The organism is Nonomuraea sp. NPDC049625 (assembly GCF_040675285.1).
GTDB lineage: Bacteria > Actinomycetota > Actinomycetes > Streptosporangiales > Streptosporangiaceae > Nonomuraea > Nonomuraea angiospora_A.
The window spans coordinates 57,412-75,166 of record NZ_JBFAOQ010000012.1 but is presented as its reverse complement, the minus strand read 5'-3'; the positions used below and the strand labels follow the sequence as shown (position 1 = coordinate 75,166).

The window sequence follows — 17,755 nt, the reverse complement described above, 5'->3', positions numbered from 1 at the left end:
CCGTCGGCCAGAAACTAAGGATAGACTTACCTAAGTTTCATGATCGAGACGCGCCCCCGTGGATTGTAGGTCGATGAGTACGACTCTGGAGAGACGTCCCGCGTCCGAGGTCACAGGGGTCCGCCGGCGGCGGGTGGTGGGCTTGGGCGCGCTCGCGGTGGTTCTCCTGGTCGCGGCGGCGGTGTCGCTGGCCGTCGGCGCGCGCGGGCTGAGTCTCGCGGAGGTGTGGCAGGGGTTGTTCCCGGAGCCGGGCTCCGACCAGCGGCTCACCGAGATCGCGCTGATCGTGCAGACCGTACGGGTGCCCAGGACCGTGCTCGCGATCGTGGCGGGCGTCGCTCTGGGGGTCAGCGGGGCGTTGATCCAGGGGTACACGCGCAACCCGATCGCCGACACGGGGTTGCTGGGGGTGAACTCCGGCGCCTCGTTCGCCGTCGTGTCGGTGATCCTCCTGTTCGGGCTCGCCAATCCGTACCAGTACGTCTGGTTCGCCTTCCTGGGGGCGGCGGCCGCCGGCGCCGTCGTGTTCGGGCTGGCCAGCATCGGCCGGGGCGCGGGCAGCCCGCTGACGCTCGCGCTGGCCGGGCAGGGGGTCGCGGTGTTCCTGGCGGCGATGACCACGGCGGTCGCGTTATCGGACCAGGCGTCGCTGAACGCCCTGCGGTTCTGGAACGCGGGCACCGTCGCCGGGGTCGGATTCGACGTCATCCGGCCGGTGGCCGCGTTCGTCGTGGCCGGGCTGGTGCTGGGGCTCACCACGCTGCCCGCCGTCAACCTGCTCAACCTGGGTGACGACGTCGCGCGCGGGCTGGGCGTGAACATCACGCGCACCCGGACCGTCGGCATCGTCGCCATCACCCTGCTCGCGGGCGCGACGACGGCGGCGTGCGGCCCCATCGCGTTCCTCGGGCTCATGGTGGCCCACGTGGCCCGGTATCTCACCGGGCCGGACTATCGCTGGCTGGTGCCGTGCGCGGGTCTGCTCGGCGCCATCATCCTGCTGACCTGCGACATCGTGGGGCGCGTGGTGACCCGGCCGGGCGAGTTGCAGGCAGGCGTCGTCGTCGCCGTGGTCGGCGCCCCGTTCTTCGCGGCGCTGGTCTGGCGCGGAAAGTTCAAGACGGTATGAACGAGACGGCGGTGAAGCGGCCGGTGACACCGGGCGTGCGGCTCGGCCACGCGTCGTTCGTGTGGCGGCCCTGGATGGTGCTGGTCACGCTGCTGCTGGCGGCGGCGGCCTTCCTGGTGTTCTGCCTGTCCATCGGCACCGGGGACTTCCCCATCGGCCTGCCCCAGGTGATCGCCACGCTCTTCGGCCAGGGTGAGCGGGTCGACGAGTTCGTGATCATGGATCTGCGCCTGCCGCGCGCCCTGGCCGGGCTCGTCGTGGGGATCGCGCTCGGGGTGTCCGGGGCGATCACGCAGTCCATCGCGCGCAACCCGCTGGCCAGCCCGGACGTGCTGGGGATCACCGGAGGCGCGAGCGTGGTCGCGGTGTTCCTGGTGACGGTGTCGGGCGGGGTCGCCGCGGCCGTCGTCGACTCCGTGGGCCTGTCCGCGGCGGCTCTCGCGGGCGGTCTCGGCACCGGACTGCTGGTGTACTTCCTGGCGTGGCGGCGCGGGATCGACGGCCTCCGGCTCATCCTCATCGGCATCTCGGTGAGCGCCGTGGCGGAGGCGATCACGATCTGGCTGCTGGTCACGGCCGACATCCGGGACGTGGCCCGGGCCCAGGCATGGCTGGTCGGCTCGCTGGACAACCGGACGTGGGGCGAGGTCTGGGTGGCGCTGTGGTGCGCGCTCGGCCTCATGGCCGTCGTGTCGTGTGTGGCGTTCCAGCTCAGGCCGCTGCACTTCGGCGACGAGGTCGCTGCGGGCCTGGGCGTCCGGTACTCGATGGTGCGGGCGGTCCTGCTGCTGTGCGCGGTGCTGCTGGCCGGCGTGGCGGTGAGCGCGGCGGGCCCGGTCCCGTTCGTGGCGCTGGTGGCGCCGCAGGTGGCGATGCGGCTGTCACGGTGTCCGACGCCGCCGCTGGTGGCATCCGGGCTGGTGGGCGCGCTGCTGCTGATCGGCGCGGACCTGGTGGCGCGTACGGCGCTGCCGGTCAGCCTCCCGGTCGGCGTGGTCACCGCCGCGATCGGCGGCCCTTTCCTCGTCTACCTGCTGGTGCGGGCGAACCTGAAGAAGTAAGGTTAGGCTAACCTAATCTGCGCATGTTACGGTTCCAGTGGATCGCACGAAGGCAAGGGATTCCGGATGCTCCTCCAGCGAAGAACAGTGACGAAGACCTTGCGGGGCATCGCAGTGGTGTTGTCCGCTGCGACATTGATCGCGGGATGCGGTTCCGGCTCGGCGGAGAAGCCGAGCGGCGACACCACCGCGGCGGCCACGGGTGGTGGCGTGTTCCCGTTGACCGTGGAGCACGCGTTCGGGTCCACGCAGATCACCAAGGCCCCCCAGCGGGTCGTCTCCGTCGGCTACACCGACGACCAGGCCATCCTGGCCTTCGGCATCAAGCCGGTCGGCATGGTCGACCAGTACCCGAACCCGCCGGGCAAGACCCCCGACGTCAACACCCAGTGGCCCTGGGTGAAGGACCGGTGGGGCGACACCCGCCCCGAGGTCATCATGAACAACGGGGACTCCGGCCCCAACTACGAGAAGATCGCCGCCCTGCGGCCCGACCTGATCATCGCGGTCTACTCCGAGATCGACCAGGCCGCCTATGACCGGCTCTCCAAGATCGCTCCTACGGTGGGCCGCACCAAGACCGAGAAGGAGCCGTTCAGCGCGCCGTGGCAGGACAACGCGCTGCACATCGCCAAGGCGCTCGGCAAGGCCGACGAGGGCGCCAAGCTGGTGCAGGGCATCCAGGACAAGCTCGACACCGCCCGCAAGACGCACCCGGAGTTCGCGGAGCGCACCGCCGTCGCGGTGTCCTGGTACAAGAACTCGGTCGCCCCGTTCACCACCACCGACGTGCGCGGACGGCTGGTGTCGGGCATCGGCTTCAAGGGCGCGACGGAGATCGACAAGATCGCGGGCGGCAGCTTCTACACCGTGCTGTCCCCCGAGCGCATCGACCTGATCGACGTCGACCACATCTTCGTCATCGCCGACCAGGCGGACCAGAACGCGCTGAAGAACTTCAAGCTGTTCGCCAACCTGCCCGCGGTCAAGGGCGGCAAGGTGTCGTACCTGCTGGACAGCGAGGGACCGGCGATCGGCGCGGCCATGTCGCAGGGCACCCTGCTGTCCCTGCCGTACGCGATCGACGAGCTCGTCAAGTCGGCCGCCTGGTGACGCCGGTGAACGTGTCCTGTGCCCGGCCTGCCGTGGGCCGGGTGTGAGCACCACCGGCACCCGCGTCGCCCCGGCGATCCTGCGCACGGCGACCGGACGCGAGGCCACCCGATGGGTCGCGGCGTACTGCCGCGAGGTGCCCTGGCTGACGGGCGCCACCGTGCTCACCGCGGTGGCCGCGGCGGCGCTCCAGGTGCTGCCGTTGCTCCTGCTCGGGCGGGTGGTCGACGGGGTGGTCGAAGGTCAGTCGCGGTCGGTCCTGGTCACCGTCGGGGTGCTGATGGTGACCGCCGCGCTGCTCGGCTCGGCGGCCACCACGGCGTCCACGTACCTGATCGGGCGGCTGGGCGCGGACCTGCTCGCGCGGCTGCGGGAAGGCGCCGTACGGGCGGTGCTGGGCATGCCGAGCGCGCGGATCGAGCAGGTCGGCCGGGGCGACGTGCTGTCCAGGGTCGGTGACGACGTGGCCGTGGTGTCCAAGGGCATCCGGACGGCGGTCCCCACGGTGTTCTCGTCGGGGGTGCTGGTCGTCATCGCCACGGCGGGCATGTTCGGGCTGGACTGGCGGCTCGGCCTGGCGGGGGCCGGCGCGCTGCCCGCGTACGCGCTGGCCCTGCGCTGGTATCTCCCCCGGTCCGCGCCGCTCTACCAGCGGCAGCGGGAGGCCCAGGCCGATCGCGCGCAGGCGCTGATCAGCGGCCTGAACGGGATCGACACCGTCCGGGCCTACCGCCTGGAGGAGGCCTTCCGCGAGCAGGTCACCCGCGAGTCGCGGCGGGTGCGCGATCTCGGCGTCGAGGTGTTCCGGTTCTTCGGCCGGTTCGTCGGCAGGGAGAACCGCGCCGAGTTCATCGGGCTGGTCCTGATCCTCGTGGTGGGGTACGTCCTGCTGGAGGCCGGCGCCGTCACCCTGGGCGAGGCGTCGGTGGCGCCGCTGCTGTTCCACCGGCTGTTCAACCCGCTGGGCGCCATCCTGTTCACCTTCGACGAGGCGCAGAAGTCGGGCGCGAGCCTGACCCGGCTGGTCGGCGTGCTGGGCGAGGCCACGGAGGAGCGGCTGGTGGGCCGGGTGGCCGCCGCCCCCGCGGACGCCGGGCCGTACCCGGTGGTGGTCGAGGGGCTGACGTTCAGCTATCCCGGCAGCTATCCCGGCTCGGAGCGGCCGGTCCTGCGGGACGTCGACCTGGTGATCCCGGCCGGCGGGTCGCTGGCGCTGGTGGGGGCGACGGGCGCGGGCAAGTCGACCCTGGCGGCGCTGATCGCGGGGATCGGGACCCCGCAGGCCGGGTCGGTGCGCATCGGATCGACCGATCTCGCCGGGCTGGACGAGGCCGGCGCGCGGGCCCTGGTGAGCATCCTGACGCAGGAGACGCACGTGTTCTCCGGCCCGCTCTCCGGCGACCTGCGGCTGGCCGCGCCGGAGGCGGCCGACGCCGAGCTGATGGACGCGTTGCGCAGGGTCGGCGCCGACACGTGGGTCGCGGCGCTGCCCGACGGGCTGGACACCGTGGTCGGCGAGGGCGGTGAGCGGCTGGACGGCACCAAGGTCGCCCAGATCGCCCTGGCCCGGCTCGTATTGGGCCGGTCGCCGGTGGTGGTGCTGGACGAGTCGACCGCGGAGGCGGGCAGCCAGGGCGCCGCCGAGCTGGAGCGGGCCGTGGCCGCCGCCTGCAAGGGCCGTACGACGCTGTTCGTGGCGCACCGGCTGACCCAGGCGATGGCGGCCGACCGCATCGCCGTGCTGGACGCGGGACGCGTCGTGGAGCAGGGAACCCACGAGGAGCTGGTGGCTCTGGGCGGCAGGTACGCGCGGCTGTGGCGCGCGTGGCAAGAACCTTCATCCTTCGAAAGGGACGGCTGAGTCTTCGATGACGGAACCGAGCACTCGTCTCGCACTGCTCTCTCCCGCGCGCCTGGCCGACGTGCGCCGGCGAACCGGCGGCTACTCCGACAGGACCATCACCAAGGCGTGCGCCATCGGGCTGGCCTACTGGGCGACCGGCCAGAGCCCCGGAAGTCTCGACCTCACCTCCGCCACCCTGTTCGCCGACGTCCTCGGATGGGCCGACAACGGCGGGGACGGGGTCGCCGGCTGGGAGGTCGGCGCGGACGGCCGGAGCATCACCGTCCCCGAGGGAGTCGCGCCGGCCGACGCGCAGCTCGCGCTGGACGACCTGGCCGACTTCCCGGATCGGCCCATCGGCACCATCGGCCCGTCCAGCGTGCCGGCCCGGCTCGCGGCCCTGGCCGCGTGGAACGACAACGACGTGGACCGGGTCCGCCCGACCATCGTGGAGATGTTCCGCGAGCAGGCCAGGACCAGGCCGGACGCCGTCGCCATCGTGGACGGGCACCGGTCGCTGACCTACCGCGAGGCGGCCGAGCTGTCCAACCAGCTCGCCCACCACCTCATCGACCGCGGGCTCACCGCCGAACAGATCGTCGGCATCTCGCTGGGCCGCTCCGCCGAGATGGTGATCGGCCTGCTGGGCGTGCTCCAGGCGGGGGGCGCGTTCGTGCCGCTCGATCCGCAGTGGCCGGCCGCGCGCCGGGCGGTCGTCATCGAGGACGCCGGGGTCGTGGCGCAGCTCAACGACTCCGGCGAGCGCGGCGCGGGCGAGCCCGAGGCCGTGGCCGTCGACCTCGGCGACTGGCGGTTCGGCTCGTATCCCACCGAGGACACCGGCATCGCCGTCCCCGGTCCCGCCCTGGCGTACGTGATCTTCACGTCCGGTTCGACCGGGCGGCCCAAGGGCGCGATGATCCGGCACGAGGCGATCAGCGAGCGCCTGCTGTGGCAGTCCCGCGAGATCCTGGGCTTCGGCCACGACGACGCGTCGCTGTTCAAGGCGCCGCTGTCGTTCGACATCTCCATCAACGAGATCTTCCTGCCGCTGGTGTGCGGCGGCCGGCTGGTGGTCCTGCGGCCCGGCGGCGAGCGCGACCCGCACCACCTGCTGAGCGTGATCGCCGAGCAGCGCGTCACCTTCACGTACCTGGTGTCGTCCATGCTGGACGTGCTGCTGGAGATCGCGGGCGACTCCGGGCGGCTGGACAGCCTGCGGCACGTGTGGTGCGGCGGCGAGGTGCTGACCCCGGAGCTGTACGAGCGCTTCCGCACCCGGCTCGACATCCCCATGTACCACGGCTACGGCCCCGCCGAGACGACGATCGGCGTCTCGCACGTCATCTACCGGGGCGCGGCCGAGCGCCTGTCGACGTCGATCGGCAAGGCCAACCCCAACACCGAGCTGTACGTGCTGGACGAGGAGCTGCGCCCGGTCCCGGTCGGCGTCGGCGGCGAGCTGTACGTGGGCGGCTTCCTCCTGGGCCGCGGGTACGTCAACGCGCCCGGCCTGACGGCGTCCCGGTTCGTGGCGAACCCCTTCGCCGGGGACGGGTCCCGGCTGTACCGCACCGGCGACCTGGCGCGCTTCGCCCCCGACGGGTCGCTGGACTTCCTCGGCCGGGCCGACAACCAGATCAAGATCCGCGGCATGCGGCTGGAGATCGAGGACGTCGAGGTCGGCCTCGCGGAGCACCCCCGGGTGCGGCACACCTGCGTCGTCGCCAGGAAGAACGCGGCGGGCGGCACCTACCTGGTCGGGTACGTGATCCCGGCGGCCGGGAGCGGCGACCTGCGGGCGGACGAGGTCAAGGCGTGGGCCGCCGAGCACATGGTCGAGTACATGGTGCCCGCGCACGTCGTCGTGATGAAGGAGTTCCCGCTCACCGCCAACGGCAAGCTGGACCGGGGCGCGTTGCCGGAGCCGGCGATCGGGACGGGTGCGATCGTCGCGCCGGCCACCGAGAACGAGCGCCTGGTGTGCGCGGCGGTCGCGTCGGTGCTGCGGCTGGACGAGGTCGGTGTCGACCAGAACTTCTTCAGGCTCGGCGGCGACAGCATCCTGGCGATCTCGCTGCTGAGCGCGCTGCGCGACGCGGGCCTCCACCTCACGGCGACGCAGATCTTCGCGAGCCGCAACGTGGGAGCGCTCGCCGCGGCGGCCACCCGTGACGACGTCTCCACGGTGGATCGCGGGGACGTCGCGACCGGTCCCGTCGCGGGGGCGCCCATCGTGCAGTGGCTCGGCGAGCACACGGACGCGATCGACGGCTTCGTGCAGTCGGTGGTGCTGAACACCCCGGCCCACCTGACCGCCGGCGCCCTCGGCGAGCTGCTCGCCGCCCTGGTCAGGCGGCACGACATGCTGCGCGCCAGGCTGGTGCGCGGCGAGCGCTGGGGCTTCGACATCCCCGAGGCGGACGGGGCCGTCGTCGGGTGGGAGGAGAGCGACCGGCCGCTCGACGAGTGCGTCCGGCTCGCCACCGCCGGGCTGGCCCCCGACGACGGCGTGATGCTCCGTGCTGTCTGGCGGCGCGAGGCGCGGCAGCTCGTCCTGGTCGCGCATCACGTGGTGATCGACGGCGTGTCCTGGCGGATCCTGATGGAGGACCTGGCCACGGCGTGGCGGCAGCTCACCTCGGGCACGCCGATCCAGCTGCCCCCGGTGGGCACGTCGTTCCGGCGCTGGACGCAGCTGCTGGAGCAGGCGGCGTTCGACGCGGACCGCGACCACTTCCAGCGGCCCCTGCCGGGAGCGGACGGGCCGCTGGGCAGGCGTCCGCCGTCCGCGTCCGACACCGTCGCGCGCGAGCGGACCCAGGTCGTCCCGGTCGGCCCCGAGGTCACCGCCGCGCTGCTGGGCGAGATCCCGGCGAGGTTCCACGCGGGCGTCAACGACGTGCTCCTGACCGCGCTCGCCGTCGCCCTCGCCCGGTGGCGGCGCGACCTCGGGCAGGACCAGACGTACGCGCACATCGAACTCGAGGGCCACGGCCGCGAGGGACGGTTCGTGGCGGACGCGGCCGGCTACGAGCCGGACCTGTCGCGGACCGTGGGCTGGTTCACCACGCTGTTCCCGGTGACCGTGGACCCCGGCGCGGCGGCCGATCTCACCGCTCCCGACTATTTGTCCGCGGCGCTCAAGGCGGTCAAGGAGGACCTCGCCCGGGTGCCGAGCAACGGCGTCTCCTACGGCGCCCTGCGCTACCTGACCGGCACCGGGTTCGCCGCGCCCGCCCCGCAGGTGCTGTTCAACTACCTGGGCCGCTACGACGCGGGCGTGTCCGGGGACTGGCGGCTCGCGGGCGCCACGGGCCAGCTGGGCGAGAAGCGCGACCCGGGGATGCGGCTGCCGCGCGCCCTGGAGTTCAACGCGATCGCCGAGCCCGGCGCGAGTGGCGCGTACGAGCTGCTCACCGCCATCTCCTGGCCGGACGGGATGTTCGCGGACGAGGACATCGCGACGATCGGCGAGTACTTCCGGGCGGCTCTGACCGGGCTGGCCGCGCTCGACCAGGGCGGCCACTCCCCCAGCGACTTCGCCGCGGTGGCTCTCACGCAGGCCGACGTCGACACCCTGGACGGCCCGGCGCTGCGGGACATCCTGCCGCTGACCCCGTTGCAGGAGGGCCTGTACTTCCACTCGGTCTTCGACGACGACTCGGCGGGCAGCTACGTCGAGCAGCAGATCATGACGCTGGACGGCGACGTGGACGCCGACCGGCTCGCGGCGGCGGCCACCCGGCTGTTCGACCTGTTCCCGAACCTGGCCGCGCGCTTCGTCGCCCTCGCCGACGGCCGCGTGGTCTCGGTGCTGGAGAGCGGGGTGGAGGCGCCGTTCACCACGCTGGAGCGCCCCGGCATCACCGAGGACGAGATCCGCGACCACGCCGAACGGGACCGCCGCGCCGGGTTCGACCTGGCCACCGGTCCGCTGATGCGCTTCACCCTCATCCGTACGGGTTCCGGTGGGAACGTGCTGGTGCAGACCGTGCACCACATCCTCGCCGACGGCTGGTCGGTGCCCCCGATGCTGCGCGCGCTGCTGGCCGAGTATCACGCGCCGTGGACCGCGTACCCGCAGGGCGGCTTCGCCGACCACGTGCGGGCGCTGGCCGCGCGCGACGACGACGAGAGCGACCGGGTGTGGCGCGATCAGCTCGCCGGCCTGCCCGGCCCCTCGCTGGTGGCCGAGGGGCACACCCCGTCCGGCCGGTACGCCGAGACCGCGGTGGAGCCGGACGACGACGTCGACGCGGCCGCCCGGTCGGCGGGTGTGCCGCTGAGCGTCGCCGTGCACAGCGCGTGGGCGGTGACGCTGGGCGGCATCCTGCCGGGCAAGGATGTGGTGTTCGGCTCCACGGTGTCCGGGCGCGACGCGGACGTGCCGGGCATCAAGGACATGGTGGGCCTGCTCATCAACACGATCCCCGTACGCGTCCGGTGGGACGGCGCCACCACGGCACGCGAGCTGCTCGCCTCGGTGCGGGACCACCAGAGCGCGGTGCTGCCGCACCAGCACGTCTCCCTGACCAGGATCGGCCGCCAGGCCGGCGGCGGCCCTCTGTTCGACACCCTGGTGGTGTTCGACGTCGCGGCCGACGTGGGCGGTCTGCGCAGGCCCGGCGACGAGTTCGCCATCACCGGCATCGTGAACGAGGGCGCCCCGCACTACCCGCTGACGCTGGTGGTGGAGCGCGCACGCGACGGCCGCCCGCGCTTCAACCTGATCTACGACGGCGAGCTGCTGCGGGAGGCGCGCGCTCAGACGATCCTGCGCACGTTCACCCGGGCGCTGACCGGCCTGCTCACCCGGCCGGACGACCTGGTGCCGGGCGGCGCCGGGCAGCCCGCGCGGGTCACCCCGGCGACCTTGGGCGAGCTGTTCGACGCCGCCGCCGAGCGCGACCCGGCCGCCACCGCCGTCACCCAGTGCGGTCTCGACGGCGGCACCCGGTCGCTGACCTACGGCGAGCTGGCGGAGGCGAAGAACGAGCTGGCCGCGGCGCTGCGGGCGGCCGGGGTCGGGCCGGGTGAACGGGTCGCCGTCGCCGTCCCGCGCTCCGTCGAGCAGGTCGTCGCCCTGGTCGCGATCGTCAGCGCGGGCGGCGCGTACGTGCCGCTGGATCTGGCGTACCCGGACGAACGGCTGGAGTACGTCCTCGCCGACGCCGCCCCGCAGGTCGTGCTCGTGGACCGGGACCAGCGGGACCGCTTCGCGGAGCTGGCGGCCAGGGCGGGCGTGCCGGCCCGCGTGCTCGTCCAGGGGGACGAGCTGCCGCTGGACACCACCGCGACCGAGGTGACTTGGCACGACCCGGCGTACGTGATCTACACGTCCGGATCGACCGGCAGGCCCAAGGGGGTCGTCGTCCCGCACTCCAGCGTGGTGACGCTGCTCGCGAACACCCGGCCGGACATGGACTTCGGCCCGGACGACGTGTGGGTGCAGTTCCACTCCTACTCCTTCGACTTCGCGGTGTGGGAGCTGTGGGGCGCGCTGGCGCACGGCGGTGAGCTGCTGGTGCCGGAGTACGGGCTGACCCGCTCCCCGGTCGACTTCCACCGGCTGGTCCGCGAGCGCGGAGTGACCGTGCTCAACCAGACCCCGTCGGCGTTCTACCAGTTCATGGAGGCCGACCGGCACGCCGGCGAGCCGGTCACCGCGCTGCGCCGGATCGTCTTCGGCGGCGAGGCGCTGGACCTCGGGCGGCTGCGCGGCTGGGTCGAGCGGCACGGCACGCGCTCGCCCGAGCTGGTCAACATGTACGGTATCACCGAGACCACCGTCCACGTCACCCACCGGGTGCTGACCGACGCGGACTTCGCGGCCGGAGACGACGCCAGCCCGATCGGCGGCCCGATCCCCGGCCTGGTCACCTACCTGCTCGACGACCGGCTCCGGCCGGTGCCGCCGGGCCGGGTGGGCGCCATCTACGTCGCCGGCGACCAGGTGTCGCTCGGCTACCTGGGCAGGCCGGGGCTCACCGCGAGCCGGTTCGTGGCCGACCCGTTCGCGGGCGACGGCTCCCGCATGTACCACACGGGCGACCTCGCCCGCCGCACGCTCGACGGCGAGCTGGAGTTCGCCGGCCGTGCCGACGACCAGGTGCAGCTCAAGGGCTTCCGCATCGAGCTCGGCGAGGTGGAGTCCGCGATCAGGGAGCTCGACGGCGTGGTCGACGTGGCCGTCACCGTAGCGGGCGGCGGGGACCACCTGGTCGCGCACGTCGTGGGCCGGGTGCCCGGCGACGTCACCGGGCTGCTGTCGGCGAAGCTGCCCGCGCACATGGTGCCGCGCCGGGTGCTCCGCGTGGAGACGCTGCCGCTGACCGTCAACGGCAAGCTGGACCGCAAGGCCCTGAGCGAGCACGCCGGGCGGGACGACGCTCCGGTGCCCGCGGGCGATTCCGAGCACACCGAGCGGGACGACACCCCGATGCTCGCCGCGCTGGTCGGCATCTTCGCCGACGCGCTGCCCGGCGGCGAGGTGGACGGCGACACCGACTTCTTCAGGGCCGGCGGCGACAGCATCGTCATCATCACCGTGGTCAACCGGGCCAGGGCGCTCGGCCTGCCGATCACCCCACGGGACGTGTTCCTGCTCAGGACGCCGCGCGCGCTCGCCGGGCACCTGGGAGCGCCCCGGGCCACGGAGCCGGTGCCCGCCTCTCATGAGGACGGTCCGCTGACGCCGACGCCGATCATCCTGCGCCAGCGGGGGCTGGGCGGCTCCCTCGCCCGGTTCGCCCAGGCCAGGACGCTGGTGGCGCCCGAGGGGACCGGGTTCGCCGACGTCGGACGCGCCGCCGAGGCCGTCGTGGCCGCGCACCCGGCCCTCCGGCTGCGGCTGCGCGTCGAGCACGGGGTGTGGGCGCTGCGCACCGAACCCGCCCGGCAGGTCACCGTCGCCCGTACGGACGCGACCGACGCCACGGCCGTCGCGAACGAGGCCGCCGGACGGCTCGATCCCGAGGCCGGGGAGATGATCGCGTTCTCCTGGCTGGCGGCGAGCCGGACCCTCGTGGTCACCGTGCACCACCTCGCCGTCGACGCGGTGTCCTGGCTGGTCCTGCTGGACGACCTGGCCGCCGCCCTGCGCGGGGCGGCACTGGCACCACCGACCACGTCCTACGCCGAGTACGCCGGCGCGCTGGCGGCGGGGTCCGCCCAGGCGATCGACGACCTCGGGCACTGGGTCGGCACGCTCGAAGCGCCCCCGCTGCTGCCCGTGGTCGAGCGGCTGCGCGAGACCGTGGTAGAGGTCGCGCCCGAGGTGACCGCCCGCGTGACGCGTACCGCGCCCGCCACGCTCGGCGTCGGTGTCACCGAGCTGCTGTGCGGCGCGCTGCGGACCGCGCTGACGCACGTCCAGCCGTCGCCCACCGACCTCGCGATCGAGCTGGAGCGGCACGGCCGGGTCCCGGCGCTCGAACACCACGACTACACCCGCACGGTCGGCTGGTTCACCTCCATCGCGCCCGTACGGCTCACCGCGCACACCGACCCCGTCGCGGCGGCGCGCGAGCTCGCCGAACGGCAGCCGGACGAGCGCGGGCACGTCGCCTACGGCCAGCTCAGATACCTCAACCCGCAGACGGCGCCGCTGCTGAACGCGCGCCCGCAGGTGCTGTTCAACTACCTCGGCCGGGGCAGCGAGTCCCAGGCCCTGCAGATCACCGGGCACATCACCGGCGGCGACCAGGGCAGCCCGTACGCCGTCGAGGTCAACGCGTGGATCGACGCGGCCACCGGAAGCCTGCGCGCGGTCTTCACCCTCGCCGAAGGCGTCCCCGACGAGCTCGCCGAGCACTGGCGGCGCGCCGTGGAGCGGATCGCGGACGCCGCCGCGACCGCCGAGTGGACGGCGCCGGTCACCCCGCTCCAGAAGGGCCTGTTCTTCCAGGCCCAGCTGGCGGACTCGGCCGGCCACTACGTCGCCCAGAACTACTTCACCTTCGACCGGCGGCTGGACACCGGCGCACTGGCCGAGGCGATGGCGTACGTGATCGCGCGGCACCCGGTCGTGGGCGCCGGCTTCACCACCGACTCCGGCGGCGACCCGGTCCAGGTCCTGGCGGCCGGCCGGCGGATCGACGTCCGCGTGGTCGCGCTGTCGACGGACGCGGAGGTCGAGGCCCTGCGCGCCCGGGACCGCGACACGGGCTTCGACCCGGGTGAGCCGCCGCTGATCCGGCTGACCGTGGTGCGCCTGCCCGGCGACCGCGACGGCCTGCTGCTGAGCTACCACCTGCTGCTGTGGGACGGCTGGTCCCGCGAGATCGTGCTCCGGGACCTGTTCGACGCCTATCAGGCCGTCCTCGCGGGACAGCCACTGGACCCGGTCCCGGCCACGCCGAGCTTCGAGAGCCACGCCCGGGCGCTCGCCGCCAGGGATCTCGCCGCGTCGGAACGGTTCTGGGCGGAGCACCTGACCGGCCTCCCCGGCCCGACGCTGCTCGCCGGGCCGTCTCCGTCGCTGCCGGACGAGCTGCCGAGCGCCCTCGTACGCACCCTCTCCCCCGGGCAGTCGGACCTGCTGCGGGAGGCGGCAAGGACGCACGGCGTCACGCTGAACTCGGTGCTGACCGGCGCGTTCGGCCTGCTGCTTGGCGCGCACACGGGCCGGAGCGACGCCGTGTTCGGCGTGACCGTCTCCGGCCGGGAGGGTGAAGGCCTGTCCGACATCGTCGGCGTGCTGCTCAACACCGTCCCCATGTGGACGCGGGCCCGCCCGGACGACACGGTACGGGAGTATCTGTCCGCCGTGCAGGCGGCCAGGGTCGCGGCGATGGAGCACGAGCACCTGGGACTCGGCGAGATCCAGCGGGCCAGCGGGCACGACACGCTGTTCGACAACCTGTTCGTGCTCCAGAACTTCCTGGACCTGGACGCGCTCGCCACGATGAACGCCCGGCACGGCATCACCGAGGTGCGCGCCGAGGACTCCACGCACTACCCGTTCACCTGGGTCGTCACGCCGGGTGACCGGCTCACGATCAAGCTGGAGCACCGCGACGACGACGCCGGGCGCGCCCGCCGTCTCCTGGACGACTACGTGCGCGTGCTGGAGGAGCTGGCCCGCTCGACCGGGCCGGTGGGCGCGCTGCGAGGGCTGGGGCCGGAGCCCGAGCCGGCCGTACGCACGGACGTCGGCACGGACACCGTGGTCGACCGGTTCGACCGGGCGGCGGAGGGCGGCCCGCAGCGGGTCGCGCTCGTCGCCCACGGCCGGACCATGACGTTCGCCCAGCTCAGGGACCGCAGCCGCGCGGTGGCGGGGGTGCTCGCCCGGCGCGGCATCGGCCCCGAGACGACCGTGGGCCTGGCGATCCCGCGTTCCCTCGACTCGATCGTGGCGCTGTTCGCCGTGCTGCGCGTCGGCGCCGCGTACGTGCCGCTGGAGCTGGACCACCCGGACGAGCGGATCGCCGCGATCGTCGCGGACGCCCGCCCGGACGTGATCCTCACCGTGAGCGCGGTCGCTCCCCGGCTGACCGGCGACCTGATCGAGCTGGACCGCCCCCTGCCCGAGGCCGAGCCGTTCACGACGTTCGCGCCGGGCGACCCGGACCGCCTGCGGCACCCGGCGTACACCATCTACACCTCCGGATCCACCGGGAAGCCCAAGGGCGTGGTGACCGGGTACGCCGGGCTCACCAACATGCTGATCAACCACCAGCGCCGGATCTTCGAGCCGGTGCTGGCGCGGCACGGGCACCGGGTCTTCCGGATCGCGCACACCGTGTCGTTCGCGTTCGACATGTCGTGGGAGGAGCTCCTGTGGCTCGCCGACGGCCACGAGGTGCACATCTGCGACGAGGAGCTGCGGCGCGACGCGCCCCGCCTGGTCGAGTACTGCCTCGAGCACGGGATCGACGTCATCAACGTGACCCCCACCTATGCGCAGCAGCTGGTGGCCGAGGGGCTGCTCGACGACCCCGCGCGGCGGCCCGCGCTCGTGCTGCTGGGCGGCGAGGCGGTCACCCCGGCGCTGTGGCGCCGGCTCGCCGAAACCGAGGGGACGGTCGGCTACAACCTGTACGGACCCACCGAGTACACCATCAACACCCTCGGCGTCGGCACCTTCGAGTGCCAGGACCCGGTGGTCGGCGTGGCGATCGACAACACCGACGTGTACGTGCTGGATCCGTGGCTGCGGCCCGTTCCGGACGGCGTGCCCGGCGAGCTGTACGTGTCGGGCGTCGGCATCGCGCGCGGCTACCTCGGGCAGCCCGCCCAGACCGCGCACCGGTTCGTCGCCTGCCCGTACGGCGAGCCCGGCGAGCGCATGTACCGCACCGGGGACCTCGTGGTCCGGCGGCCCGACGGCAACCTGATGTACCTGGGCCGCACCGACCAGCAGGTCAAGATCCGCGGGCATCGGGTGGAGCCGGGCGAGGTCGAGGCCGCGTTCGAGGCGCACCCGGCGGTGCGGTTCGCCGCCGCGGTCGCCCAGCCGGACCCCCAGGTGGACGGCGCGTACCGGCTGGCCGCCTACCTCGTGCTGGGCGACTCCGACCTCGCGACCGTCGCCGCCGAGGTGTGCGCCGGGCTGCCGGACTTCCTGCGCCCCACGCACTACGCCCAGGTCGACGCCATCCCGCTGACCGTGAACGGGAAGGCCGACGCCAAGGCGCTGCCGGAGGCCAGGCCGCTGGGCGCGCTGACCACCGCGGGTGAGCGCGGCCCGGCGACCGGGACCGAGACCGTGGTGTGCGAGTTCTTCGCCGAGGCGCTGGACCTGGACGACGACGAGGTGAGCGCGGTGAGCGACTTCATGTCCCTCGGCGGGCACTCCATGCTGGCAGTGCGGCTGATCGGGATGCTCCGCCGCGAGTACGGCCCCGTGATCACCATTCGTGACCTGTTCGCCCTGCGGACCCCCGAAGCGATTGCCCGGCACCTCGATGACAACTCCTGACCGTACGGGGTCCGGCATCCTACGGACCGCACTGCGACGCAACGCGGGCGCCATGGCCTGGGGCACCGTCCTCATGGGCATGTACCAGGCCGGCGAGACCGCCTTCCCCATCGCGCTCGGCCTGATCGTCGAGCACACGATGCGCGAGCGCGGCCTCGGCTCGCTCGCGGTGTCGATCGCCGCGCTGGCCGTGATCATCACGACCGTGTCGCTGTCGTGGCGGTTCGGGATGCGCATCCTGCAGAAGGCCAACACGACCGAGGCGCACCGCTGGCGGGTGCGGGTCGCGGCCTGCGGGCTCCAGCCCGTGGCCAGGGACGTCGACCTCAAGTCCGGCGAGGTCCTGACCATCGCCACCGAGGACGCCGACCAGACCGCCGACATCATCGAGGTGGTGCCGCTGCTGGTCAGCTCGCTGGTCGCGGTGCTGATCACGGCGATCGCCCTGGGCACGGCCAACGTGTGGCTCGGCCTGCTCGTGATCGTGGGAACCGTCGCCATCCTGTCGATCCTGAGCGTGCTGTCCAGGCGGATCGGCGCCGGTACCCGCGAGCAGCAGGCCCGGGTGGCGCGGGCGGGCGCGAAGGTCGCCGACCTGATCACCGGGCTGCGGCCGCTGCACGGCTTCGGCGGCACCCACGCGGCGTTCCTGTCCTACCGGAAGGTCAGCACGGAGGCGAGGAGCCAGGCGGTCACCGTCGCCAGGGTGAACGGCGCGTACGCCGGCGCCGCGCAGATCCTCAACGCCATCCTCGCCACCGCGGTGACCCTGGCGGCGGGGTGGCTGGCGTTCGACGGCCGGATCTCCATCGGGCAGCTCGTCATGGCCGTGGGGCTGGCGCAGTTCATCATGGAACCGCTCAAGCTGTTCTCGGAGATGCCGAAGTACGTGATGATCGCGCGCGCGTCGGCCGAGCGGATGGCGCTGGTGCTGGCCGCGCCCGCGGTGATGACCCCGGGGCCGGAGCGCCCGTCCGCGGGCGGGGACCTGGAGGTCGACGGCGTCCGGTACGGGGCGCTGCGCGAGCTGAAGTTCCACGTGCCGGCCGGGGAGTTCGTGGCGATCGCCGCCTACCAGCCGCGCGCGGCGGCCGATCTCGTGTCGATCCTGGCCGTGCACGTCCCGCCCGGCGCGTACGAGGGCCTGGTGCGGGTCAGCGGGCGGGAGGCGGCGGACCTGTCGATCGAGGCGGTCCGCGAGCGCATGCTGGTGAACCCGTACGACGGGGAGATCTTCGCGGGCACCCTCCGCACGAACATCGACCCGGCGGGCACCGGCCGCATGGTCCCCGAAGCCGTCGAGGCGTCCATGCTGGTCGACGTCGTGGCCCTCCACCCCGAAGGGCTCGACTACGGCGTCCGCGACCGCGGCGCCAACCTCTCCGGCGGGCAGCGCCAACGGCTGTCGCTGGCCCGCGCCCTGGCCGCCGACGCCGACATCCTCGTCCTGCACGACCCGACCACGGCCGTCGACGCGGTCACCGAGCAGCTCATCGCGCGCAACGTCGCGGAGCTGCGCCGGGGCCGCACCACCGTCGTGATCACCAGCAGCCCGGCCCTCCTCGACGCCGCCGACCGGGTCCTCGTCCTGGACGACGGCGTCATCACCGCGGAGGACACCCATCGCAACCTGCTCACCACCGACGAGAACTACCGCCTGGCCGTGGCCCGGTGAACCCAGA

6 protein-coding genes are annotated in these 17,755 nt (G+C 73.2%); all 6 read left to right on the top strand.

Features of this window, described 5'->3' with window-relative positions:
- Positions 1–73 precede the first annotated feature (73 nt).
- The 6 genes from AB0J87_RS40905 (at position 74) to AB0J87_RS40880 (ending at position 17,748) form a co-directional block, all read left to right on the top strand.
- On the top strand, positions 74–1,129 hold the full coding sequence (locus AB0J87_RS40905; RefSeq protein ID WP_363975097.1) for an iron ABC transporter permease: 1,056 nt from the start codon (positions 74–76) through the stop codon (positions 1,127–1,129).
- Positions 1,126–2,190 (top strand): iron chelate uptake ABC transporter family permease subunit, encoded by a 1,065-nt coding sequence (locus tag AB0J87_RS40900; protein WP_363975095.1) that lies wholly within the window; start codon positions 1,126–1,128, stop codon positions 2,188–2,190. Before AB0J87_RS40905 ends, AB0J87_RS40900 begins: the two co-directional genes overlap by 4 nt.
- A gap of 87 nt (positions 2,191–2,277) precedes the next feature.
- Positions 2,278–3,303: an iron-siderophore ABC transporter substrate-binding protein gene (locus AB0J87_RS40895; RefSeq protein WP_363975092.1), complete on the top strand. Its 1,026-nt coding sequence runs from the start codon at positions 2,278–2,280 to the stop codon at positions 3,301–3,303.
- A gap of 43 nt (positions 3,304–3,346) precedes the next feature.
- Positions 3,347–5,164 carry an ABC transporter ATP-binding protein gene (locus AB0J87_RS40890; RefSeq protein WP_363975090.1) on the top strand — a complete coding sequence of 606 codons (1,818 nt, stop codon included), beginning with the start codon at positions 3,347–3,349 and terminating at the stop codon, positions 5,162–5,164.
- 7 nt (positions 5,165–5,171) lie between these two features.
- Positions 5,172–16,073 carry an amino acid adenylation domain-containing protein gene (locus AB0J87_RS40885; protein WP_363975089.1) on the top strand — a complete coding sequence of 3,634 codons (10,902 nt, stop codon included), beginning with the start codon at positions 5,172–5,174 and terminating at the stop codon, positions 16,071–16,073.
- A gap of 52 nt (positions 16,074–16,125) precedes the next feature.
- Positions 16,126–17,748 carry an ABC transporter ATP-binding protein gene (locus AB0J87_RS40880; RefSeq protein ID WP_363975086.1) on the top strand — a complete coding sequence of 541 codons (1,623 nt, stop codon included), beginning with the start codon at positions 16,126–16,128 and terminating at the stop codon, positions 17,746–17,748.
- Positions 17,749–17,755 lie beyond the last annotated feature (7 nt).

Coding starts and splice junctions, on each gene's coding strand:
- AB0J87_RS40905 (WP_363975097.1), top strand. CDS start 74: ATGAGTACGACTCTGGAGAGACGTCCCGCGTCCGAGGTCACAGGGGTC.
- AB0J87_RS40900 (WP_363975095.1), top strand. CDS start 1,126: ATGAACGAGACGGCGGTGAAGCGGCCGGTGACACCGGGCGTGCGGCTC.
- AB0J87_RS40885 (WP_363975089.1), top strand. CDS start 5,172: ATGACGGAACCGAGCACTCGTCTCGCACTGCTCTCTCCCGCGCGCCTG.
- AB0J87_RS40880 (WP_363975086.1), top strand. CDS start 16,126: ATGGCCTGGGGCACCGTCCTCATGGGCATGTACCAGGCCGGCGAGACC.